At 64.7% G+C, this 21,451-nt stretch carries 18 protein-coding genes; 8 read left to right on the top strand and 10 right to left on the bottom strand.

The window, feature by feature from the left end; genetic code table 11:
• Window positions 1-184 precede the first annotated feature (184 nt).
• Both CO675_RS14135 and CO675_RS14130 read left to right on the top strand, forming a co-directional pair.
• On the top strand, window positions 185-1,273 hold the full coding sequence (locus CO675_RS14135; RefSeq protein WP_097672505.1) for a TRAP transporter substrate-binding protein: 1,089 nt from the start codon (window positions 185-187) through the stop codon (window positions 1,271-1,273).
• Window positions 1,274-1,358: 85 nt separating this feature from the next.
• Complete coding sequence (locus CO675_RS14130; RefSeq protein WP_097672504.1) at window positions 1,359-1,688, top strand: hypothetical protein; 330 nt, start codon at window positions 1,359-1,361, stop codon at window positions 1,686-1,688.
• A gap of 49 nt (window positions 1,689-1,737) precedes the next feature.
• Here CO675_RS14130 and CO675_RS39910 read toward each other — a convergent pair whose 3' ends face one another.
• The 4 genes from CO675_RS39910 to CO675_RS14115 form a co-directional block, all read right to left on the bottom strand.
• The gene (locus CO675_RS39910; RefSeq protein ID WP_143279003.1) at window positions 1,738-2,070 is read right to left on the bottom strand and encodes a hypothetical protein; all 333 of its coding nucleotides are present in this window, start codon (window positions 2,068-2,070) and stop codon (window positions 1,738-1,740) included.
• A gap of 302 nt (window positions 2,071-2,372) precedes the next feature.
• Window positions 2,373-3,968, bottom strand: a complete 1,596-nt coding sequence (locus CO675_RS14125) for an efflux transporter outer membrane subunit (protein WP_097672503.1) — start codon at window positions 3,966-3,968, stop codon at window positions 2,373-2,375.
• Window positions 3,968-7,225, bottom strand: a complete 3,258-nt coding sequence (locus tag CO675_RS14120; protein ID WP_097672502.1) for an efflux RND transporter permease subunit — start codon at window positions 7,223-7,225, stop codon at window positions 3,968-3,970. The genes CO675_RS14125 and CO675_RS14120 overlap by 1 nt, the downstream gene beginning before the upstream one ends.
• Before the next feature lie 45 nt (window positions 7,226-7,270).
• Window positions 7,271-8,470, bottom strand: a complete 1,200-nt coding sequence (locus CO675_RS14115) for an efflux RND transporter periplasmic adaptor subunit (RefSeq protein ID WP_245452749.1) — start codon at window positions 8,468-8,470, stop codon at window positions 7,271-7,273.
• Window positions 8,471-8,861: 391 nt separating this feature from the next.
• On the opposite strand from CO675_RS14115, the gene CO675_RS14110 reads away from it, so the two are divergent.
• Window positions 8,862-9,536, top strand: a complete 675-nt coding sequence (locus tag CO675_RS14110; protein ID WP_097672501.1) for a response regulator — start codon at window positions 8,862-8,864, stop codon at window positions 9,534-9,536.
• Between the two features lie 2 nt (window positions 9,537-9,538).
• Window positions 9,539-10,873 (top strand): sensor histidine kinase, encoded by a 1,335-nt coding sequence (locus tag CO675_RS14105; RefSeq protein ID WP_097672500.1) that lies wholly within the window; start codon window positions 9,539-9,541, stop codon window positions 10,871-10,873.
• A 42-nt stretch (window positions 10,874-10,915) separates the two neighbouring features.
• Here the strand turns inward: CO675_RS14105 and CO675_RS14100 are convergent, their stop codons facing one another.
• From CO675_RS14100 to CO675_RS14075, 6 genes are all read right to left on the bottom strand, one after another.
• Window positions 10,916-12,205: a M20/M25/M40 family metallo-hydrolase gene (locus CO675_RS14100; RefSeq protein WP_097672499.1), complete on the bottom strand. Its 1,290-nt coding sequence runs from the start codon at window positions 12,203-12,205 to the stop codon at window positions 10,916-10,918.
• A gap of 122 nt (window positions 12,206-12,327) precedes the next feature.
• A complete protein-coding gene (locus CO675_RS14095; protein ID WP_097672498.1) occupies window positions 12,328-13,932 on the bottom strand; it encodes a TRAP transporter large permease in 1,605 nt (534 codons plus the stop codon).
• Window positions 13,929-14,468: a TRAP transporter small permease subunit gene (locus CO675_RS14090; protein ID WP_097672497.1), complete on the bottom strand. Its 540-nt coding sequence runs from the start codon at window positions 14,466-14,468 to the stop codon at window positions 13,929-13,931. The genes CO675_RS14095 and CO675_RS14090 overlap by 4 nt, the downstream gene beginning before the upstream one ends.
• A 349-nt stretch (window positions 14,469-14,817) precedes the next feature.
• Complete coding sequence (gene moaA / locus CO675_RS14085; RefSeq protein ID WP_097672496.1) at window positions 14,818-15,852, bottom strand: GTP 3',8-cyclase MoaA; 1,035 nt, start codon at window positions 15,850-15,852, stop codon at window positions 14,818-14,820.
• A 279-nt stretch (window positions 15,853-16,131) separates the two neighbouring features.
• The gene (locus tag CO675_RS14080) at window positions 16,132-16,599 is read right to left on the bottom strand and encodes a hypothetical protein (protein WP_097672495.1); all 468 of its coding nucleotides are present in this window, start codon (window positions 16,597-16,599) and stop codon (window positions 16,132-16,134) included.
• 160 nt (window positions 16,600-16,759) lie between these two features.
• Window positions 16,760-17,440: an HAD hydrolase-like protein gene (locus tag CO675_RS14075; RefSeq protein WP_097672672.1), complete on the bottom strand. Its 681-nt coding sequence runs from the start codon at window positions 17,438-17,440 to the stop codon at window positions 16,760-16,762.
• Window positions 17,441-17,516: 76 nt separating this feature from the next.
• On the opposite strand from CO675_RS14075, the gene CO675_RS14070 reads away from it, so the two are divergent.
• The 4 genes from CO675_RS14070 to gor all read left to right on the top strand — a co-directional run bounded on the left by CO675_RS14070 (window position 17,517) and on the right by gor (window position 21,201).
• On the top strand, window positions 17,517-18,350 hold the full coding sequence (locus tag CO675_RS14070) for an SDR family NAD(P)-dependent oxidoreductase (RefSeq protein ID WP_097672494.1): 834 nt from the start codon (window positions 17,517-17,519) through the stop codon (window positions 18,348-18,350).
• 142 nt (window positions 18,351-18,492) lie between these two features.
• Complete coding sequence (gene rpiA / locus CO675_RS14065) at window positions 18,493-19,191, top strand: ribose-5-phosphate isomerase RpiA (protein ID WP_097672493.1); 699 nt, start codon at window positions 18,493-18,495, stop codon at window positions 19,189-19,191.
• 23 nt (window positions 19,192-19,214) lie between these two features.
• The gene (locus CO675_RS14060; RefSeq protein WP_097672492.1) at window positions 19,215-19,748 is read left to right on the top strand and encodes a DUF2059 domain-containing protein; all 534 of its coding nucleotides are present in this window, start codon (window positions 19,215-19,217) and stop codon (window positions 19,746-19,748) included.
• Between the two features lie 67 nt (window positions 19,749-19,815).
• Window positions 19,816-21,201, top strand: coding sequence for a glutathione-disulfide reductase (gor, locus tag CO675_RS14055; RefSeq protein WP_097672491.1), 1,386 nt, complete (start codon window positions 19,816-19,818; stop codon window positions 21,199-21,201).
• Window positions 21,202-21,451 lie beyond the last annotated feature (250 nt).

Below are 21,451 nucleotides of genomic sequence, written 5' to 3'. Positions count from 1 at the left end.
GAGAAGGCCGGGCTTTTTGCGTCTGGTATTCAGGGAGGGGATGTTCCATGCTTGTGCCCAAGCCTCGACACGAAGGCGGCGCGCGATCGGCCATTGGTCGTCGCGACGAAGAAAAGGCGAGCGCGACGACGGTGAAGCGGGTCGACGCTCCAATGACACAACCAGACAAGGGTAGGATTCAACAATGAAGCGAAGAGATTTCATCAAGGTCACCGGTTTAGGCGTTGCAGGTGCGGCCACGATTGCGGCGCCCGCGATCGCGCAATCGATGCCCGAGCTCAAATGGCGCATGACGACAAGCTGGCCGAAGTCGCTCGACACGCTGCATGGCGGCGCCGAGCTGATGGCCAAGGCGGTGGGTGAGGCCACCGACAACAAGTTCCAGATCCAGACCTTTGCCGCCGGTGAGATCGTGCCGGGCCTGCAGGTGCTCGACGCCGTGCAAAGCGCAACCGTCGAGATGGGGCACACCGCCTCCTACTACTATTTCGGCAAGGACCCGACCTTCACCTTTGGCTCGTCGGTGCCGTTCGGCCCGAACTCGCGGCTCAATCAGGCATGGTACATGCTCGGCGGCGGCAAGGAGCTGCTCAACGAGTTCTACAAGAGCTACAACGTCACCTCGCTGCTCGCAGGCAATACCGGCTGCCAGATGGGCGGCTGGTTCCGCAAGGAGATCAACAGCGTCGACGATCTCAAGGGCTTGAAATTCCGTATCGGCGGCTTCGCCGGGCGCGTGATGCAGAAGCTCGGCTGTGTCCCGCAGCAGCTTGCGGGCGGCGACATCTATCCGGCGCTGGAGAAGGGCACGATCGATGGTGCGGAGTGGGTTGGTCCCTATGACGACGAGAAACTCGGCTTCTACAAGGTCGCGCCGCACTACTACTTCCCAGGCTGGTGGGAAGGCGGCCCGATGCTGCTTGCGATGGTCAATCTCGACAAGTGGAATGCGCTGCCGAAGTTCTATCAGAACGTGCTGGAGCAGGCCGGCCATTTCGCCAACAATTGGATGATGGCGCGCTACGACCAGGCCAACCCGCTCGCGCTGAAGAAATTGCTTGCCGCGGGCACCAAGCTGCATCCGTTCCCTGCGCCGGTGATGGAAGCCTCCTTCAAGGCCGCCAAGGAACTGCACAGCGAAGTTTCGGCGACCAATGCCAACTTCAAGAAGGTGTACGAATCGCTGACGTCGTTCTCCAACAGCGGCTACCAGTGGTTCCAGGTCGCCGAAGTCGGCTACGACAACTTTATGGCACGCCACTCCCAGGCCTGACGCCACGGACCTTCAGCGCAAGCAAGAATCCCGGGGCATGGCTCCGGGATTTTTGCCTTGAGCCGGTTGGGGGCCAGCCAAGCGAATGCCTTTCGGCACGATTCGTGCTAGCGTTACGCAGGAGCGTGAATCAGGGCGCCACATGCGTTTCCTCGGTCTTATCCTGCGGACGTTGTTTCTGACCCTTGTGGTGGTCATCACTGCTCGCGTCGCAAGCCCGCAAAACGAAACCATCTGGTCGGCCTACGAGACGCCGTCGGATTTGTTTCGCATCATCCTGGGCGCCGCGGTTTGCCTGTTGGTCGCCGTCCAGATCTTCAGGTATTCCAGAGATCCCGCGGACATGCGCAGATGGGTCGTCATCGGTGGCGCCGCGGTGCCGCTGGCGCTGGTCTGCGCGGTCGTCATCTGGTAGCCGACCGCGCTGATCCCGTCGGCCCAGCAGGGCAACCAAGCTCCGTCGATCAAAACGGAAACGGGAGTGACCGCACCGGAACACGGCTCTCGAAGCCCATCCCGGTGGCCGGTCCGGTCCGGTAGTGGCCGTTATAATGCCCTCCGCCTGGGCAGTAATTTGGATCCTGTCGCTCCTGATCGTCGATTGTCCGGCGATAGCGGCGCTGCTGATAGCGCGTCTGCCAGCAATGGCAGTTCTGGTCACACGCGAGCCGTACCTGAACGACGTTTGCGGGGCCTTGCTGCGACAGCCGCGTGACCTGAACAGGCGCCGCGCGGGTAACCGACGCCATCATGGCACCGGCCGCAGCGATGAGAAGCAGACGCGTTGCATTTTTCATATGGATCTCATCGAGCCGATCAGCGTGAATCCCGGAAGCCAAATCAATGCGGGGGCGTGGCCGCTATTTCCTCGGCGATCGCTTTGGCGGCGCTGCCGGAGGCGTCGGTACGGCAGCCGGCGTCGTGCGAACCACTGGGTTCTTCTGCTCGGTGGGACCGCCGAGATTGCTTGGCTTTTTCGGACCGCCGACCGCGGTTTGTGCGGCCGCCGACCCCGCAGAGAGCGCAAGAAGAATTGCCGCCAAGGTGAGCATGTTTTTCATTCGTCGGTTCCTCCAGTCAGTAGCCTCGTAGGCGCGTGTCAGCGGGCAGGAGGCCCGTTTTCGCTGACCTGCTGCGGGGTGGCGGCGGGCAAGTCCTCCAGGACGCATTTGCGCCAGTCGTCGGATGCGCAGTTCGTCGGCCAGCCGCCACCAAGCGCCATGAAGAGCGCGGCGCTGTCCGAGAGCCGCGTCGCCTGGGCCTGCACGCGGACCACCGCCGCCGTCAGATAGACTTGCTGGGCATTGAGCACGACCACCTGATTGACCTGCCCGAGAGCGAGCTGCTTCTGAATGATGTCGAGGCTGGCCTTGGCGGCGAGCTCGGCCTTGACCGCAGCCTGCAAGGCGCGCGCGTCGGCCTGCAGGCTGCGCAGGGCGTCGGCGACGTTTTGCATCGCCGTGACGACAGCCTGGCGATAGAGCGCATCCGCCTGATCCACGGCGGCCTCCGCGGCCTTCTGCTTGTGGTAGAGCGTCAGGCCATCGAACAGCGGCTGGGTCGCGCTCGCGGCGATGACATAGAAGCTGGTCCCCGGCGTGAACAGCTCGGCCAGGCTGAAGCCGGCGGCGCCGGCATTGCCGGTGATCGTGATGTTGGGCAGCCGCGCGGCGATCGACACGCCGACCTGGGCATTCGCCGAGTGCAGCAGCGCCTCCGCGGCCCTGACGTCCGGGCGCTGGGCGATCATCTTGCTCGGCAGGCTCACCGGCAGATGTGCGGGAAGCGCCAGGCGGTCGAGCGTGAACTTCTGCAGGATTTCATCGGCTGAGAATTGCCCGGCCAGCGACGTCAGCAGGTCGCGCTGGACGGCGAGCTGCTTTTCGAGCGGCGGCAGCAGTTGCTCGGACTGGGCCAGCGCGGCCTCCTGCGCCAGCACGTCGACCTGGGCGGCGCCGCCCGCGCTGAACTGGTTCTTCACGATCTCCAGAATGCCGCGTTCGATCTTCACGACGCGCTGGATCGCGGCAATCTGGCCGCGCAGCGATGCTTCCTGGATCGCCGCGGTGACGACGTTGGCCGTCAGGGTGAGGTAGGCGGCTTCCAGCTGGAACAGTTGCTGCTCGGAGATCGCGTCGAGACTCTCGACCGCGCGAACGTTCTGGCCCCAGATGTCCGGCACGAAGCTGACGTTCAATTGCGCGGTATGAAGCGAAAAAACCGAGGGTGACTGGCCGCCCGGGCCCGAACCCGACGCGCCGGAAATCTGCTGTTGGGACGGCGTGTAGTTTGCGCCGAGCTGCGGGAAGAACAGCCCGCGCTGGGCCAGCGCATTGTATTGCGCGATCCTGATCGACGCTTCGGCCGCCTGCAAAGACGGGTTGTGCTCGACCGACATCTTGATCAATTCGTCGAGCGGCTTCGAGCGGAATGCTGTCCACCACCGCAGCGACACGTCCTCTCCGCTGACGAAGTGCTGCTTGGGCACGCTGGGGCCCCCGGCACTCGTGTTGGGGGAAGCCAGCTTCTCAGGCGTGTAGCGATCGACATCCGGTGCGGGCGGCGGCACGAAGTTCGGACCGACCGCGCAGCTTGCCAGCAATAGCCCGGCGGTCCCGGCGCCAAGCGTCGGACGCAGGGCGCGCCTTCCGCACAGCGCGAGTGCGGCAACAATTCTTGCGACGGTCTCGGACATCAGGCGCCCCCTTCATGCGCCGCTTCGGGCGGCGCTGTGGCAGCTGCTTGGTCGGGAGAGGCGACAGGCTCGCGCGACAGGAAGATCTTGCGCAGCGCAGGCGCCACGATCAGCAGCAACAGCGGACCGATGAACATGCCGCCGACCACCACGGTCGCGAGCGGCCGCTGCACCTGGCTGCCGATGCCATGCGACAGGGCCGCGGGGAACAGGCCGACTCCGGCGGAGAGGGCGGTCATCAACATCGGCCGCATGCGCTGCTCGGCGCCGTTGAACACCGCCTCCGCGATGCTCATGCCCGAAGCTCGCAGCTCGCGGAAATAGGTGATGTTGAGAATGCCGTCCATGACGGCGACGCCGAACAGCGAAATGAAGCCGATCGCCGCCGAAATGCTGAAGTCGAGAGCGGAGAGATACAGCGCGATCAACCCGCCGCCGATGGCGAATGGTATGCCGGCGAGCGCCAGCAGGCTGTCGCGCAGCGAGTTGAACAGGCTGTAGAGCAGCACGAAGATCAGCAGCAGCGTCACCGGCACCACGATCATCAGCCGCGCCTTGGCGGCTTCGAGATTGTCGAACTCGCCGGACCAGATCATCCGGTAGCCGCTCGGAAGCTGCACCGCCTCGGCGACGCGCGTCTGCGCCTCCGTCACCGTGCTGCCGAGGTCGCGGCCGCGCACACTGAACTTGATCGGGATGTAGCGCTGGCTGCGCTCGCGATAGATGAACGACGCACCGGTATCGAGCGACATGTCGGCGAGCTCGCTCAGCGGAATATAGGCGTTGGTGCCGGATGGCGTCTGGTAGGCGACCTTGATCTCGCGCACCTCGTCGATGCTCTGGCGGAACTTCGGATCGAGCCGCACCACCACGCCGAACTGCCGGTCGCCTTCCAGCACCGTCGTCGCGCTGGTGCCGCCGAGCGCCGCCTGGACGACGGTTGTCACGTCGCCGGTATTGAGACCGTATCGCGCAGTCTTCTCGCGGTTCACCTTGATATTGAGGTTGGGCTGCCCGACCAAATGGAAGATGCCGAGGTCGGCGACGCCGCGGATCTTCGCCATCTCCTGCGCGACCTTGGTCGCGAGCTGTTCGAGCACGGCGAGGTTGGGACCGATGATCTTGACCGAGTTCGCGCCCTTGACGCCCGACAACGCCTCCTCGACGTTGTCCTGGATGTATTGCGAGAAGTTGAAGGTGACGCCGGGCAGTTCCTCGTCGAACTCCTTCTGCAATTCCTCGGTGAGCTTCTCCTTGGTCAGTCCGGGCGGCCACTGGTCGAACGGCTTGATCGGCGCGAACAGCTCGACGTTCGAGAATGGAGAGGCGTCGCTGCCATTGTCGGGACGGCCGTGCTGTGACACCACCGTGATGATCTCGGGGTGACGCAACAGGATCTCGCGCATCTTGCGGGTCGGCTCGGTGCCGGCGTCCAGCGACATGGTCGGCGGCATCGAGGCGCGGATCCAGAAATTGCCTTCCTCGAGTGCGGGCAGGAATTCGCTGCCGAGCCGGCTCGCAGCAAGGCCGCTCAGTCCGAGGAAGATGATGCCGGCTGCGATCGCGACCCTCAGATGCGTCAGCGACCAGCGCAGCACGGGCGTGTAGGCCTTGCGCAGCGAGCGCACGATGATGGTTTCGGTTTCCTCGATATGCTTCGGCAGCAGCAGCGATGCCAGCACTGGCGTCACTGTGAATGTCGCCAGCAGCGCGCCGGCGAGCGCGTAGCCGTAGGTTCGCGCCATCGGTCCGAAGATCTGGCCTTCGACGCCCTGCATGGTGAACAGCGGCACGAACGCGGTGACCGTGATGGCCGCGGTGAAGAACACCGCCTTGTCGACCTGCAATGCGCTGACGAAGATCATGCGCAGCCGCTCGGTCCAGCCCGGCGCGGGCTGGCCGTTTCGCGCCGTGGGATCGTCTCCCCAGTAGCCCTCGGCGAGGTGTTGCAGCACCCGCAGCCGATTCTCGGGGCTGGACTGGAAATTGCGGAAGATGTTCTCCATCATGATGACGGCGGAATCGACGATGATTCCGAAGTCGACGGCGCCGAGCGACAGCAGATTGGCGTCCTCGCCCTGCAGCACCAGGATGATGATCGCGAAGAACAGCGCGAACGGGATGTTGGCGCTGACGATCAGCGCGCTGCGCAGATCGCCCAGGAAGACCCATTGGATCACGAACACCAGCAGGCAGCCGAACATCAGATTGTGCAGCACGGTGTGCGTCGTCACATTGACCAGCGAGGTGCGGTCGTAATAGGGGACCACCTTGACGCCGGCCGGCAGGGTGCCGTCGCTGTTGATCTTGGCGACTTCCTCCTCGACCTTCGGCACGATGTCGTTGGTGTGCTGGGTGCGTCCCATCACGACGATCGCTGCGGCGACGTCGTCGTTCTTGTCCTTTCCGGCGATGCCGAGCCGCGGCACATAGCCGACCGAAACCTTGGCGACGTCCTTGATCTGGATCGGCAGTCCGTTGGATTGGGTCAGGACGACGTTCTCGATGTCCCGGACCCTGTAGCCCTTGGTGATGTCGTCATCGCCGCCTGAATTGATCAGGCCGATACCGCGGATGTTGACGGATTGCTGGCCGATCGCGATCTCGCGACCACCGACATTGATGTTGGCGTTGCCGAGCGCGCTGATCAGCTGCGGCACGGTGATGTTATAGGCTTCGAGCTTTGCGAGATCGGCGTCGACGTTGAACTGCTTGGTGGTGCCGCCCCAGGAATTGATCTGCACGACGCCCGGTATCGTCATCAACCGGCGGGCGACGACGTAATCCTGTAGCGTCCTGAGATTGGTCAGGCCGAAATTCGGCGGACCGACCAGCTGGTAGCGGTAGATCTCGCCGACCAGGCTGGACTGCTGGATCTGCGGAATTTGGTTGCCGGGGAGCTGGACGTTCTGCGTGAGGTTGTTGGTCGCCTGCGAGAGCGCGAAGTAATAGTCGACGCCGTATTTGAAGGTGACCCGCACGAACGACAGGCCGTAGAACGAGGTCGAGCGGATGTTGACCACGCCCGGCGTCGAGTACAGCCCGACCTCCATCGGGATCGTATAGTACTTCTCCATCTCCTCGGCGGAGAGGCCCGCGGCCTGGGCCGTGATCTCGAGGATGACAGGCGCCGGGTTCGGATAGGCCTCGATGTTCAGCTTGGTGAACGCAGCGAATCCGGCGGCGCAGAACACGGCGAGGCCGAGCACGATGACGGCGCTTCGGGTCAGGCCGAACTGAAGGAGGCTCTTGATCAAGATGCTGCACTACTCTCGAGCGGACGAAGGCGCGGTTGGCACGGGCTAGCCGGTGGCCGCGTTGGCGAACTTGTTGCTGAGGAAGATCGCGCCGGTGGAGGCAACCTTCTCGCCGGCTGCGAGGCCGTTGAGGATCTGCCGCCAGCCGTCCTGCTCCATTCCGATTGTCACCGTGCGGCGGTCGAACTTGCGGCCGTCGGTCGTGACCCACACCGTCATCGTTCCGTCGCCCTCGCGCACGATGGCGTCCAGCGGAACGCTCACCGACAGCTTTGGCGGCTCGGTTTCGATCGTGAAGCTCGCCAGCATGCCGGCGCGCAGCTTGTGCTGGGGATCGTCGATCACCGAACGCACCAGCTGGCGGTGCGAGTTCGGATCGATGTTGAGGCCAAGCGTGGTCACGCGGCCGCGAAACACCTCGCTCGGATAGGCCGGCACCCGCACCTCGACCGGTTGGCCGATCCGGTAGGAGGGGGCATCGGTCTCGATCACATTGGCGACCATCCACATCGTCGAGATGTCGGCCAGCGAATAGGGCGCGGGCGCATTGCCGGGCTGCACAAACAGACCCGGCGCGGCATTGCGCGCAATGATCCGGCCCGAGATCGGGCTCGGCACCACCAGGATGGAATCGACCTTGCGGTCGGCGACGATGCGGTCGATCTCGGCGTCGGTCTTGCCGAAGATGCGCACCGCGTCGCGCCCGGCCTTGTAGTTGCCTTCGGCGGTCTGCTGATCCGACGTCGCCTGATCGACGTCCTTTTGCGCGCCGCCGCCGGTCTTCAAGAGCTGCCTGACCCGCGCCAGCGTCCTGGTCTGCAGTTCGAGCACGCCGGCCGAGGCGAGCAGCGACGACTCGGCCTGCAGCAGATCGGGGCTGTCGATCGTGAACAGCCTGTCGCCCTTGGCAACCTCGTCACCGACATTGAGTGGCGTATCGACGATCCTGCCGGGATTTGGCGTAAACGCCTGCACCAGCATGTTCTGATTGAAGTCGATCGAGCCGACCGCGTTTTTCAGGGTTCGGAACGAACGCTGCTCCGCGGCCATGGTCTTCAGGGACGCCGCCTGCTTGTCGCTCAGCGCGACGTATTGCTGCTCGACGTTGACGTCCTGCGGCGCGGTCTCCTGGGCGGCCTTCGCGTTCACCACACCATCGGCGCGCGTCGTGAGCCAGGCGCCGGCGAGAAGCGCCGCCAGGACTGGCATCGCCGCAAAGCCCATATACTTCATTCGAAATGACATCGCCCGCCGCCAATACTGCATGAAAGTCTCGCGCGAGAGACGAGGTCCGGCCGCATGGCGGGCCGTCGTCCGATCTCCCGGTGAGACAGATGAACAGTTATCAGGGCTAGCTGACGCCAGCCTTACATTTGCCCTTTTCAAGGGTGCGCCGCGGCCCGCGAATTTGATTGCGGCGGGGGCCGGTTTATCTATTTTGCGTGGGAATAGGAGCTGCCGCGCATAGCTCAAGAATGGCGCTGTGAGCGGTAATCCGGGCGTTATGCTTAAATGCGTATCGTTTGCACGTCGGGATTGCTCAACGCGCGATCCGTTGCGGAATTGGCGCTTGGCTGGCGCATCGCAACAAGGTGTGCAAACGGAAGACCGATCGAATGAAAACAGGACTGCTGCGATGCGCCTTCTGATCGTCGAGGACAATCTCGAGCTCTCGCGGCTGCTCGCGAGCGGGCTGGTGGCGGCGGGATATGAGTCCGATATCGTTAACAGCGTTGCCGAGGCGCGTGATGCGCTGCGTAGCGTCACCTATGCTGCCATGATTCTCGATCTCGGGCTGCCCGACGGTGACGGCCTGTCGGTGCTGTCGGAGCTGCGCCGCAAGACCGACCCCTTGCCGGTCCTGGTGTTGACCGCGCGCAACGGCCTGCAGGATCGGGTCAACGGCCTGCGCAGCGGCGCCGACGATTATCTGGCGAAGCCGTTCGCGCTGGAAGAGTTGGTGGCGCGGCTCGAAGCCATCCTGCGCCGACCCGGCCAGCTGCTCGGCTCATCGCTGAAGCTCGCCAATCTGGTCTATGACACCGAGAGCAAGCAGGTGTTCGTCGACGGCGCTCCGTACGTCTTCTCCGCCCGAGAGACGTCCGTGCTCGAGATCCTGCTGCGGCGGCAGGGACGGGTGGTCCCGAAGAAGAATGTCGAGGACCACATCTTCGGTCTGTCGGGCGAGGTCGCCTCGAATGCGGTCGAGGTCTACGTGTCGCGGCTGCGCAAGCTGCTCACCGAGCACCGTGCCAAGGTCATCATCCACACCATTCGCGGCGTCGGCTATCTGATGGCGGAGGAGAAATAGCGGTGTTCCGCTTCACGTCGCTGACCTCGCGTATCGTATTCCTGCACATCGTGGCGGTCGCGGTCGCTGCGATCTTCCTGCCGCTGTTGCTGCTGTGGCTCTTGAATTCGGAGATCAACCAGCTGCATCGCGAAGCGATGCGCGACCAGGCCGCCGATCTCGGCCAGAACCTCGTGGTCGATTCCGCCGGCAAGGTGCAGCTCAACCTGCCGGACAGCCTGAGGGGGCTCTATTCCGACGCCTATGGCCGCTATCGCTACGACATCTACGATGCGGACGACAATCTGCTGTTTTCGTCGCATCGCGGAGCGCCGCGACTGCCGGCCCTGGCCGACCGGATATCCGGCGCCAGCGTCACCCAGCTCGTCGGCGGCCAGACGCTGCGCATCCAGGTCGCCGAGGACCTGTCGCATCGCGACGTCATCATCGATGACATCGTTTCCAACTTCTTCCGCCGGGTCGGCTGGATCACCATCCCGATCCTCCTGATCCTGCTGGCGACCGACATCCTGATCTTCCGCCGCGCCGTGATTCCGCTGCTGCGAGCTTCGGAGGAGGCCAGGGCCATCGGACCGGCCAGGACCGACATTCGTCTGCCGACGGAGGGGATTCCGAGCGAGATCCTGCCGCTGGTGACCGCCGTCAACCAGGCCTTCGATCGTCTGGAGGACGGCTTTCACGTGCAGCGCCAGTTTACCGCCGATGCCGCGCATCAGCTGCGTACCCCGCTGGCGATCCTGAGGACCCGGATCGAGACACTGGACGTAGCCAAGGGGACCAAGGAGCTGCATGCCGACATCGAGAGCATGAGCCGTATCGTCAGCCAGCTGCTCGAGATCGCCGAGCTCGATACGCTGGTGCTGGACCCCGGCGAAACCGCGGATTTGCGCGCGGTGTGCGCCGAGGTGGTCGGCTCGATTGCGCCCTATGCGCTGGCGCAGCGGAAGGACATCGCGCTGCGCGGCACCGAGGGTCCGGTGCGGGTCAAGGGCAATGCCGAGATGCTGCAGCGCGCGATCTTCAACCTGGCCGAAAACGCCATCAAGTACACCGCCGATGCGACCTCGGTCGATGTCGAGGTGCACGAGGACGGCTCGGTGCAGGTGCGCGATTGCGGGCCAGGGATTGCGCCGGCCGAGCAGGGCCTGGTGTTCCAGCGCTTCTGGCGCGGCGATTGCCAGCGCCAGCGCACGGACGGGGCGGGCCTCGGACTCTCCATCGTCCGTGGCGTCGTCGACGATCACGACGCGACGATCAAGGTCGAGAACCTGCCGTCCGGCGGAGCCCAGTTCACGCTGAGCTTCCGCCTCGCCGAGGCAGAACCGGCGGTCGCCTGAACGGCTCGGCCGCAACGCCTCTCGTGCTGCGGGCCTGCCCGTCTACTTCACCTTGCCGTCGGACAGGTCCATGATCATGCGCGTGGTCAGATACAGGCGCGGCACGATGCTGTTGACCTGTACATATTCGGCATCGTTGGAGTGTGCGCCGAAGCCCGAGAGGCCCATGCCTTCGACCACTGCTCCCTTGCTCTTGAGGGCGGCAAAGGCGGCGTCGGTGCCGCCGCCGGTGGCCCGCTCGGCCACGTTCAGCGGCATGCCGAGTTCCTGATAGATCGCCTTGCCGTGGCCGGCCACGCGGCGCGAGGCGTCGTTGGCTTCGAGCGGCGGGCGGCGGACCTCGAACTTCACGTCCACCCTGGAGTCGGGCAGCAGGCGATTCTTGATCTTGTCCTGCAGGGCCGTCTCGAGCTCGTTGAAGTCGGACACCTTGAGCGCACGCGCATCGGCCTGGGCGGTGGCTTCGGCCGGGATCACGTTGCGGTTGGTGCCTGACTTGGAGACCGTCCAGTTCAGCTTGAGGCCCTGCTCGGGCTTCGACAGGTCCTTCATCTGCAGCACCTGGTGCGATAGCTCATAGAGCGCATTCACGCCGCCTTCGGGCCTGGCGCCCGCATGCGATGACTTGCCATGCACCGTGAGATAGGCCGAGCCGATGCCGCTGGTGGCGAGGCGGAGCGTGCCGCTGGCGTCGCTGCCTTCGAACGAGAACACGGCATCCTGCTCTGAGGCGACGCGGGTGATGGTGCTGCGCCAGCCGGGCGAAGAGATCTCCTCGTCGCCGTTGATGAGCACGGTGAGCGTGCCGTAATCCTTGAAGCCCAGCTTCTGCAGCAGCGCCACGCTGTGGAGGATGGTGGCGATGCCCTGCTTGTCGTCGGCGATGCCGAGACCGTAAGCCTTGTCGCCATCGACGCGGAAGGGTTGGTCCTTGAGCATGCCCTTGAGATACACCGTGTCCATGTGCGCGATCAGCAGGATTTTCGCGCTGCCGGTCCCCTTGAAGACGGCTTGCACGGCCGGGCCGATCTTCTCCGGCGTGTCGTCCAGCCGATAGATGTCGGTGGTTTGCAGGATGTCCACCGTGCCGCCGAGCTCCTTGAGTTGGCCGGCGATGCGCGCGGCGATCTGGTTGAGGCCCTCGAGGTCCTTGCTGCCGGATTCGATCTGCACGAGGTCGCGCAGGGTGTCGAGCAGCGGCTGCTGCTCCTGTTGCGCCAGTGCGCGAATGTCGGCCGCCGGCGCGGCATGCGCCACGGCGGCGGCAAACGCCAGGCCGAGCGAGGCGACGAGCGGCCGAACCAAAGAGCGGACGGGATACAGTGGGGACATGGGGCGGCGATCTGCGGTTGGAGGACGATGCATGTCCCCGCGTCTTCACAGGACTCGCCGCCGCCGTCAACGGTTCCGGCGTGCCCTGGTTGCGCAAGGCACGCCGAACAAGCTGACGCCGGTTACTGCTTCGGTTGTCCGAAATCGAGCGGCGGCAGCTCGATCTGAGGCACCTCGATCTTGACCTTGTTGAGGTCGACATCGAGCGGCTTGTCGAGCAGCCCGGTGACGACGACCGGGAATGCGATCACCAGCGCCACCATGATCGCCTGCAGTCCGATCCAGGGCATTGCGCCCCAATAGATGTCGGAGCTCTTCACTTCCTTCGGCGCAACGCCGCGTAGATAGAACAGCGCGAAGCCGAACGGCGGATGCAGGAACGAGGTCTGCATGTTGACGCAGAGCATCACGCCGAACCAGATCAGCGCGGCGTCGGGGCCGACCACCGGCGCCAGCACCTTCTGCGCGATCGGCGCGATCATCGGCAGGATGATGAAGGCGATCTCGAAGAAATCGAGGAAGAACGCCAGGAAGAAGATGAAGATGTTGATGAAGATCAGGAAGCCCCAGACGCCGCCGGGCAGTGAGGTCAGGTGGTGCTCGAGCCAGGTGCCGCCGGAGACGCCGAGGAACACGACCGAGAAGCAGGTCGAACCGATCAGGATGAAGGTGACCATGCAGGTGATGCGCATGGTGGTCTCATAGCCCTGCTTGATCAGGTCGCGCAGGTCCGGGATCTTGACGGCCTCGAGGCAGATCCAGACCACCGCGAGATAGGTGACCGCGAAGGCGAGCCTGAAGATCAGGTTTTCGCTGTAGAGCATCGCGATGATGGTGCCGATGCCGCCGGCGATCACGCCTGCTATCAGCACCTTGCGGCCGGTCGCGCTGAAATCCTTGTGGTGGATCGCGGCGAGCACGATGGCGCCGACCGCACCCATGGCGCCGGCTTCCGTCGGGGTCGCAAGGCCCATCATCATGGTGCCAAGCACGACGAAGATCAGCACCGCGGAGGGGATGATGCCGAGCAGGCATTTCTTCCACAGCGCCCAGCCGGTCAGCGTGCGGGCCTCGATCGGCACCGCGGGCACATGGCTCGGCTTGAAGATGCCGAGCAGGAAGGTGTAGCCGGCGAACAGCAGGATCTGGAACACCGACGGGCCCCAGGCGCCGAGATACATGTCGCCGACCGATTTGCCGAGCTGGTCGGCGAGCACGATCAGGACGAGAGAGGGAGGGACAAGCTGCGTGATGGTGCCGGAGGCGGCGAGCACGCCGGTGATGTAGCGGATATTGTAACCGTAGCGGATCATCACCGGCATCGAGATCAGCGCCATCGCGATCACCTGCGCCGCCACCGTGCCGGTGATGGCGCCGAGGATGAAGCCGACGATGATCACGGAATAGCCGAGGCCGCCGCGGATCGGGCCGAACAGCTGGCCCATCGAATCCAGCATGTCCTCGGCAAGCCCGCATCTCTCCAATATCGCGCCCATGAAGGTGAAGAACGGGATCGCGAGCAGCAGCTCGTTGGAGAGCACGCTGCCGAAGATGCGGCCCGGGATCGCCTGCAGGAAGTTGAGGTCGAAGAAGCCGAGATAGATCGAGAGAAACCCGAACGACAGGCCGACCGCGGCGAGCGTGAACGCCACCGGATAGCCGATCAGCATCGCAACGATCAGGCCGCCGAACATCAGTGGCGGCATCATCTCCAGCGTAATCGTCATTGCGTCGGCCTCTCGTACTTCGCGTCGATCGTCACATAGCCTTGCAGCGCGGCGATCCGCTTGATCACCTCGGAGACGCCCTGTAACGCAAGCATCACGAAGCCGGACGGGATAACGAACTTGATCGGCCAGCGCAGCAGGCCGCCGGCATTGCCGCTCATCTCGCCGACCGCATAGGCCTGGTGGAAGAACGGCCAGGACAGGTAGGCGAGCAGCAGGCAGGCCGGGATCAGGAAGAACAATGTGCCGATCATGTCGAGCCAGAGCTGGCCGCGTTCGGACAGCATCAGATAGAGGATCTCGACGCGGACATGCTCGTTGCGCTTGAAAGTGTAGGACGCGCCGAACATCACGAGGATCGCGAACATGTACCACTGCGCCTCGAGCCAGCCGTTCGAGGAGTAGCTGAACGCGTAGCGGATCATGGCATTGCCGGCGCTGACCAGGCAGGCGATCAGCACGAGCAGATTGCAGATGGTGCCGATCTTCTCGTTGAGTCGGTCGATGGCCTGACTCAGTGCCAACAATGGGCGCATCACGATCTCCGCGGTCGCGCGATCTGCGCGCCGAACATCTTCTCAAGCATCATCTGGCCGCCGCGCGCACGCGCACGGAGCCACGGCTCACCTTCAGGAGCAGTTGCAAGCGATCGTCCTCCCCCGAAAATCCGCTTCCGCCGTTGTTAGCTGCTCTTGGCTGCCGGATTGTCGGCAGATGCCGACAGGGGGCAGCGGCCTATCCGGCCTGGCGAGCGTGAAAGCCGGGGCACCAAATCAGCGCCGTGTAGCGCCGTCAATCGGAAAATGGGCAAATTGACGGCGCGGCAAATCGTTGTCCCGCCTTGGTAATCGGGGGAGGGAGCAAGTGTCGGCAGCGGGTCTTAAACTAGCCGCCGGTGACGCTCATGTGGCGGCTGACGCTCGGGCGGTTGTGGCGGCGGTCGATGATGAAATCGTGCCCCTTCGGCTTCAGCCCGATGGCCCGGTCGATGGCCGCCGACAGCAGGTCGTTGTCGTCGGAGGCGCGCAGCGGCCGGCGCAGGTCGGAAGCGTCCTCATGGCCGAGGCAGGTGTGCAGCGTGCCGGTGCAGGTGATCCGCACCCGGTTGCAGGATTCGCAGAAATTGTGGGTCATCGGCGTGATGAAGCCGAGCTTGCCGCCGGTCTCTGCGACCCGGACATAACGGGCAGGGCCGCCGGTGTCGTCGGCGAGATCGGTCAGCGTGTAGTGCTTCTCGAGCCGCGCGCGCAGCAGCGACAGCGGAACGTATTGATCGATGCGGCCTTCGCCGATGTCGCCCATCGGCATCACCTCGATCAAGGTCAGGCCCATGCCCTTGCCATGCGCCCATTCCATCAGCGCAGGGATCTCGTCCTCGTTCATGTTCTTCAGCGCGACCGCGTTGATCTTGACCGCGAGCCCCGCCGATCGTGCCGCCTCGATGCCCGACAGCACCTTGTCGATGTCGCCCCAGCGGGTGATGGCCCGGAATTTTACGGGGTCGAGCGTGTCGAGCGAGACGTTGACCCGGCGCACGCCGCAATCGGCCAGTTCCTGCGCGAAGCGCGCGAGCTGCGAACCGTTGGTGGTCAGGGTCAATTCGTCGAGCGCGCCCGTCGAAAGGTGGCGCGACAGCGAACGCACCAGGCCCATCACATTGCGGCGGACCAGCGGCTCGCCGCCGGTGAGGCGGATCTTGCGCACGCCCTTGGCGACGAAGGCCGAGCAGAGACGGTCGAGTTCTTCCAGCGTCAGCAGATCGGCCTTCGGCAGGAAGGTCATGTCTTCCGACATGCAGTAGAAGCAGCGCAGGTCGCAGCGGTCGGTGACGGAGACGCGCAGGTAACGGATCGTCCGGCCGAACGGATCGGTCATCGGACGAAACAGCGTGTCGGACTGCGCCTGCGTGGATCCGTTCATTCAACCCAAGCCTTCAAGCCAAGCCTTCAACCAAGGCGTTCCCAGAGCGCCGGGCCGTGACGGGCCCTGCACGCGCAATCTATGCATGTTGGCACGCCGTCACAATGCGTTCCAATGGATGATCCGCAACCTGCGAAGCCAATTGCAAAGCGATAGGCGAGACAGATCGCGCGATACATGATCGCAATCGCCGATGTGTCTCCACAAAAACCAAAAACCCGGCTTTGGGCCGGGCTCTTGTGCAGTGCAATCTCGATCAAATACGCGCAGCTTTGCGCGTCAGCGCGTAGGCGCGGCGGCCGGCGGCGGTGCCGTAGCGTCCGGGGCGGCGGCAGGCGCCGCTGCGGCAGCCGGCTTCGGCTTCTTCTTTTTCGGCCGCATCGCCTTGTGCCCGCGCGGCGGCGGACCGGCGGGTTGCAGCTCGGCGAACACCGGGCTCGGATCGAGCGTGGTGGTGGCCGGGCTGGTGAAGTCACCCGGCGTGCGGGTCACAGTCACCGGCACCGTCGCCGGCTGGAACTTCGGCATATTGAAGGTGACGGCGAAGTTGGCCTCCGGCGCCGGGACCGACACGGTGCAGGGCGTCTTGCAGCCCGGTCCGAGCGAGGTCACGGCGTCGGCGCCTTGCGGAGCCGAATCCAGCTGCACCTGCATCGGCGGCGGTGCCGACTTGAACGAATCCAATGAGAACGAAGAGCAGCCGGCCAGGCTCAGCCCGGCGGCCGCAATCACGATGATACGACGCATGATCCACACTCTACTGCGGCAATCAGCCACAATCCCCGGCCCGACCATAGGAGCGTCGGAACAGAGGTGCAACAGGGGGAGGTCTGTTCGTTAAAGGATGGTTAATGGAAAATTCGCATGGCAAATTATTGCCAAGCAATATCAATGTGTTGCGGAAAATTTATGCGGCGCCGAGGCTGGCGACGGCGTCCGGCAGGTCGCGCATGTGGCTGATCAGCCGGTCCGGTTTCAGTTCGGTCATCGGCACGTCGGTATAGCCGAAATCGACGCCGATCACCGGGACGCTGGCGCGCCGCGCGACCCCGACATCGGGACCGGCATCGCCGACCATGACGGCGCCGGGCAGCTTGCCGCCGGCGCGGGCAACCGTCTCGCGCAGGAACGCCGGATCGGGTTTCGCGACCCCGAACGTGTCCTGGCCGCAGATCGCGGCAAAGCGCGGGGTGAGGCCGAGCCGGTCGAGCAGCAGCTTCGACAGCCACTCCAGCTTGTTGGTGCAGACCGCAAGGAGATGGCCCTTGGCCGCAAGCCGGTCGAGCGCGGCCTCGAGCCCGTCGAACGGGCGCGAGCCGTCGGCGATATGCTCGGCGTAATAGTCGATGAAATCCTTGGTCAGCCGATCGAGGTCGGCGAGGCTGACCGCGCGTCCGTCCACCTCGAGCCCGCGCTCGAGCAGCTTGCGCGCGCCGGCGCCGATCATGTTGCGGGCCGCCGACAGCGGCACCGGCCGCAGGCCTTCGCGGTCGAGCACATAATTCAGCGCGCTGATCAGGTCAGGCGCGGTGTCGACCAGCGTGCCGTCGAGATCGAACACGATGATGGGGGGAGAGGAGGCGGACATCTGTTTCTGGCTATCGGGCTGCGCGCCGCGATGCAAGAGTAGATGTGGGCGCGTCGTGAAATTGGGGGAGGCTCGGATGCGGGAACTTGGCGGAAAGGCCGCTTTTGTCACCGGTGCGGCCAGTGGAATCGGCCTCGCCATGGCAACCGCGTTCGCGCGCGAGGGCATGAAGGTGATGCTCGCCGACATCGAAACCGGTGCGCTCGACAAGGCCGTCGATGCGCTGCGGGCCGGCGGCGCCGATGTTCATGGCGTGGTCTGCGACGTCGCCGATCCCGCGAGCGTCGACCGTGCGGCTGAGGCATCGTTCCGCGCTTTCGGCAATGTCCACGTCCTCTGCAACAATGCCGGCGTCGCAGCCGGTGGCGGCATCGATCAGATCTCGATCGAGAATTGGCGCTGGGTGATCGACGTCAACCTGATGGGCGTCGTGCACGGCATCAAGAGCTTCCTGCCGCATATCCGCGGGCACCGCCAGGGCGGTCATATCGTCAACACCGCGTCGATGGGCGGAATGAATGCCGGTCTCGGCTTCAGTCCGTACTCGGCGAGCAAGTTCGCGGTGGTGAGCATGTCGGAGGGACTGGCCTGGCAACTCGCGCCTGACGGCATCGGGGTCAGCGTGCTGTGTCCGAGCTACGTGCGCACACGGATCGGCGAGAGCGGGCGCAACCGACCCGAGCGGTATGGGCCGACCCGCGCGCTGGCGCCAGGCAGCGCGGCGTCCGCGATGGTCGCGGAGATCGCGCGGCAGCTCGATGCCGGGCTCGATCCGGCCGCGGTAGCCGTGCGGGTCGTGGCCGCGATCCGCGAGCAGCGGCTCTATGTTTTCACCCATCCGGGGATGCGGGCCGAGGTTGAGGACCGTTTTGCGGCGATTTTGACCGCAATCGACGCCTTTCAGGCGTGATAACCGCCCGCGGAGCAGGTTTCCGAATAGGCGCTGGACAGGCCCGGATGGCGCTATTCCTGCCCGTGAATCGAGGCTAGATATGCGCCCGCCGGGCCGCCCGATGGCGCGCCCGTAACGGACAACCGAGGGGCTATCGGCCGTGGACATGGACGCACTGAAACGCCAGGCGGCGGCGCGCGCGCTCAAAGAGGTGCGTGACGGCATGAAGCTCGGGCTCGGCACCGGGTCGACCGCCAAGCATTTCGTCGAGCTGCTCGGCGAGAAGGTCCGATCAGGCATGAAGGTGATCGGCGTGCCGACCTCGGAAGCGACCCGCGCGGACGCGATCCGCTGCGGCGTCCCGCTGACCACGCTGGACGAGGTCGATCACCTCGACCTCACCATCGACGGCGCCGACGAGATCGACCACGCGCTCAATCTGATCAAGGGCGGCGGCGGCGCGCTGCTGCGCGAGAAGATCGTGGCGGCCGCCAGTGATCGCATGATCGTGATCGCCGACGACAGCAAATGGGTCGACGTGCTCGGCCGCTTTCCGCTGCCGGTCGAGGTGATCCCGTTCGGGCTCGCCGCGACGAAGGCCGCGATGGCGCGGGCGTTCGCCGAGGCCGGCGTGTCCGGCCAGATGATCGTCCGTAAGGGCAAGGACGGTCACGTTTTTGTCACCGATGGCGGCCACTGGATCGTCGATGCGCATCTCGGCCGGATCGGCGACCCACCGCGTCTTGCCGATTTGCTCAGCGTGATCCCGGGCGTGGTTGAACATGGCCTGTTCATCGGGCTCGGCAGCGTCGCCGTCCTGGCCGGCGCACAGGGAATTCGGGTTGTTGAACGGCGATAGCGCCGCAAGCAAGGAGACTTGGAATGAAGCGTTTTTCGGGACTTTTGTCGGCAGCGGCCCTGGCGGCTGGACTGGCGCTCGCGGCCGCACCGGCCATGGCGCAGCAGCAGCTGCCTCCCATGCCCAAGGTCAAGCAGTCGACCCCTGCGGCGATTGCGGCTGCCAAGGAAATCCTGACGATGAAGAACGTGGCCGTGATGTATTCCGGCGCCGTTCCGGGAATTATCGAGAAGACCAAGACCGGCCTGCTGCAGCAGTATCTGAACTACCAGAAGGATCTCGACGAGGTGGCGGTGATCGTCGCCAAGCAGTTCGCGGGCGGCGAGAAGGAGATCGGCGAGGGCATGGCGCAGATCTACGCCGCCGAGTTCACCGAGCAGGAGCTGAAGGACCTCGTGACGTTCTACAAGACCCCGCTCGGTCAGAAGCTTTTGACCGCGGAACCCACGGCAATCAACGGATCGCTGCAATATATGCAGCAGTGGGCGCAGCAGTTCGGCGTGATCGTCAACGGCCAGTTCAAGGCCGAGATGAAGAAGCGCGGCAAGGATATCTAAGCGCGCTTTCGGAGCGTCCGTGATGCCTCGCCCCGCTTGCGGGGCGAGGGCGAAGAGAGAGGTACCCATGGCCGAGTTTGACGTCGACCTGTTTGTCATCGGTGGTGGTTCGGGCGGCGTTCGTGCCGCCCGCATCGCCGCCAATTATGGCGCCAAGGTCATGGTGGCCGAAGAGTACCGGATGGGCGGCACCTGCGTGATCCGCGGCTGCGTGCCGAAGAAGCTGTTCGTGATCGGCAGCCACGTCCACCAGGAGATCGAGGATGCGGTGGGCTTCGGCTGGAGCATCGGCCAGGTCTCGTTCGATTGGGCGACGCTGGTCGCCAACAAGGACAAGGAGATCGCCCGGCTCGAGGGCGCCTACACCAGCAATGTCGAGAAGTCCGGCGCCAGGATCGTCAAGACCCGAGCGGTGCTGGAAGATGCCCACACTGTCCGCCTCGCCACCGGCGAGAAGGTGACGGCGAAATACATCCTGATCGCCACCGGCGGCGCGCCCAATCACGGCCCGGCCGTTCCCGGCATCGAGCACGTGATCTCCTCCAACGAGGCGTTTCATCTCAAGCAGCTGCCGAAGCGGATCGTGATCCAGGGCGGCGGCTACATCGCGCTGGAATTCGCCGGCATCTTCGCCGGCTTCGGCTCTGACGTGACGGTGGTCTATCGCGGCGACAACATCCTGCGCGGCTTCGACGAGGACGTGTGCAAGCATGTCCGGAGCGAGATGGAGAAGCGCGGCATCACCATCATCACCGGCTGCACGGTGGCGAAGGTCGACAAGCACGGCAAGGATTACACGACCCATCTGTCCAATGGTTCGAGCATCGCCTCCGACCAGGTGATGTTCGCGATCGGCCGGCATCCCAATGTCAGGGGTCTCGGGCTGGAGGCCGCCGGCGTCGCCATCAATCCCGCCAATGGCGGCATCCAGGTCGACGGCTGGTCGAAGACCTCGGTCGACAACATCTACGCGGTCGGCGACGTCACCCACCGCACCAACCTGACCCCGGTCGCGATCCGCGAGGGTCATGCCTTCGCCGACACCGTGTTTGGCAAGCGGCCCGTGCAGGTCGACCACGCGACGATCCCGACCGCGGTGTTCTCGCAGCCGGAGGTCGGTACCGTCGGTCTCACGGAGGAAGAGGCGCGCGCACAGTACAGCCACGTCGACATCTACAAGACCGATTTCCGGCCGATCAAGGCGACGATGTCCGGCCGCGACACCCGCGTGCTGATGAAGCTCGTGGTCGACGGGGCGAGCGACCGCGTGCTCGGCTGCCACATCGTCGGCGATGCTGCCGCCGAGATCACGCAAGCCGTTGCGATTGCCGTGAAGATGAAGGCGACCAAGGCGGACTTCGACGCCACCGTCGCGCTGCATCCGACCGCCTCCGAAGAGCTGGTGACGATGCGCACCCCGACCGCGCGCCACGTGCGCCAGGCGGCGGAGTAGCTGTAGCCCGCAGGCCGGCGCTGCCGTCCTGGTGCTCTCCTGGCGACGAGAAGCGGCGAACGGGCCTCTCTGATAGCCCAACGCCGCCCGCTTAAAATACATGCGAGCGGCGTTGTCTCTAGCCCCAGGAAGGTGATGGCAAAATCCTGATAATCTTAAGTCTGCAGAAGCGCGCAAAGGTTTCATACCTCAGAAGGGGTAGGTTGCCTCCGCAACACCGGCGCGCTGCGGGCGGCCGCACCTGGTGTGA

Source organism: Bradyrhizobium sp. C9 (genome assembly GCF_002532045.1).
Taxonomy (GTDB): domain Bacteria; phylum Pseudomonadota; class Alphaproteobacteria; order Rhizobiales; family Xanthobacteraceae; genus Bradyrhizobium.
The sequence above is the reverse complement of the archived record's forward strand: the minus strand, read 5'-3'. Positions and strand labels throughout refer to the sequence as shown.

What these genes read in the sequence shown, in the direction of transcription:
- CO675_RS14135 (WP_097672505.1), top strand. Translation starts at nt 185, where the DNA reads ATGAAGCGAAGAGATTTCATCAAGGTCACCGGTTTAGGCGTTGCAGGT.
- CO675_RS14130 (WP_097672504.1), top strand. Translation starts at nt 1,359, where the DNA reads ATGCCTTTCGGCACGATTCGTGCTAGCGTTACGCAGGAGCGTGAATCA.
- CO675_RS39910 (WP_143279003.1), bottom strand. Translation starts at nt 2,070, where the DNA reads ATGAAAAATGCAACGCGTCTGCTTCTCATCGCTGCGGCCGGTGCCATG.
- CO675_RS14125 (WP_097672503.1), bottom strand. Translation starts at nt 3,968, where the DNA reads ATGTCCGAGACCGTCGCAAGAATTGTTGCCGCACTCGCGCTGTGCGGA.
- CO675_RS14115 (WP_245452749.1), bottom strand. Translation starts at nt 8,470, where the DNA reads ATGTCATTTCGAATGAAGTATATGGGCTTTGCGGCGATGCCAGTCCTG.
- CO675_RS14110 (WP_097672501.1), top strand. Translation starts at nt 8,862, where the DNA reads ATGCGCCTTCTGATCGTCGAGGACAATCTCGAGCTCTCGCGGCTGCTC.
- CO675_RS14100 (WP_097672499.1), bottom strand. Translation starts at nt 12,205, where the DNA reads ATGTCCCCACTGTATCCCGTCCGCTCTTTGGTTCGGCCGCTCGTCGCC.
- CO675_RS14095 (WP_097672498.1), bottom strand. Translation starts at nt 13,932, where the DNA reads ATGACGATTACGCTGGAGATGATGCCGCCACTGATGTTCGGCGGCCTG.
- CO675_RS14090 (WP_097672497.1), bottom strand. Translation starts at nt 14,468, where the DNA reads ATGCGCCCATTGTTGGCACTGAGTCAGGCCATCGACCGACTCAACGAG.
- moaA (WP_097672496.1), bottom strand. Translation starts at nt 15,852, where the DNA reads ATGAACGGATCCACGCAGGCGCAGTCCGACACGCTGTTTCGTCCGATG.
- CO675_RS14080 (WP_097672495.1), bottom strand. Translation starts at nt 16,599, where the DNA reads ATGCGTCGTATCATCGTGATTGCGGCCGCCGGGCTGAGCCTGGCCGGC.
- CO675_RS14075 (WP_097672672.1), bottom strand. Translation starts at nt 17,440, where the DNA reads ATGTCCGCCTCCTCTCCCCCCATCATCGTGTTCGATCTCGACGGCACG.
- CO675_RS14070 (WP_097672494.1), top strand. Translation starts at nt 17,517, where the DNA reads ATGCGGGAACTTGGCGGAAAGGCCGCTTTTGTCACCGGTGCGGCCAGT.
- CO675_RS14060 (WP_097672492.1), top strand. Translation starts at nt 19,215, where the DNA reads ATGAAGCGTTTTTCGGGACTTTTGTCGGCAGCGGCCCTGGCGGCTGGA.
- gor (WP_097672491.1), top strand. Translation starts at nt 19,816, where the DNA reads ATGGCCGAGTTTGACGTCGACCTGTTTGTCATCGGTGGTGGTTCGGGC.